The sequence below is a fragment of the Halodesulfovibrio spirochaetisodalis genome (genome assembly GCF_001672295.1).
Taxonomy (GTDB): Bacteria; Desulfobacterota; Desulfovibrionia; order Desulfovibrionales; family Desulfovibrionaceae; genus Halodesulfovibrio; species Halodesulfovibrio spirochaetisodalis.
In genome coordinates this window covers 1-885 of the sequence record NZ_JXMS01000056.1, presented here as the reverse complement: position 1 = coordinate 885, position 885 = coordinate 1, and the positions used below count along the sequence as shown (strand labels likewise).

1 protein-coding gene is annotated in these 885 nt (G+C 45.2%); it reads left to right on the top strand.

All coding sequences use genetic code 11. The features are described 5' to 3' along the window. The coding region (locus SP90_RS16375) for a calcium-binding protein (RefSeq protein WP_269449377.1) at window positions 1-885 on the top strand (885 nt) is incomplete at both ends.

The following is an 885-nucleotide window of genomic DNA, read 5'->3' as shown; positions in this document are numbered from 1 at the left end:
ACGGAGAAGACGGGGACGATACTATTACCACCACAGGAAGCGCCTATCAGCATGTTCAAGGTGGTAATGGTAATGACACTATAAGAACAGGGTCTGCAAATGATGCAATATACGGCGGCGCAGACAACGATACCATTTGGGCTGGTGCAGGTAACAACGCCATATGGGGTGGAACTGGGGAAGATGAAATTCATTCTGGCTCTGGAAATGATACTATAGACGCAGGTGACGATAACGATACCATTTGGGCTGGTGATGGTACAAATACCATTGATGCCGGCAAAGGGGATGACATAATTCATGCCGGAGCTAATGCTGATACCTACAAGTACAGCAAAGGCGACGGTCACGACGTCATCTACGACAATGAAAGCGGTGCTGTCACTGCAGATCATACTCTGGATGCAATACGTTTCAGCTCTGATATCGCGTACAATGATCTTCAATTCGCCATCGACGGCAATGACCTGTTGATCACTTTTAAAAACTCCCCTGAGGACTCTATTCGCATCAAAGACGCTGCAACTAACCCTGAGCATGCTGTAGAGAAAATCCTGATTGAAAATCGCTATAATGCTAGCCAAGTTTCTACATACTATGTGGAAAATGGGCTTTTTACGCACACACTTACAAACAATGATGACTCTTTTGACGGGTCAGCTTACACCACTCGTCTTGACGTTATCGGACTAGATGGTGCTGACACCATCACAACAAGCAATAAACAGGACACTATTCATTCAGGTGCAGGTGACGACAAGATCACTGCAACAGGTAATGATACGGTATATGCTGGTGATGGTGACGACACTATTACCGGTGATGCCAACAATCTATATGCAGGAGCCGGTAACGATACTATTACGATAGATAATACTTCAACTA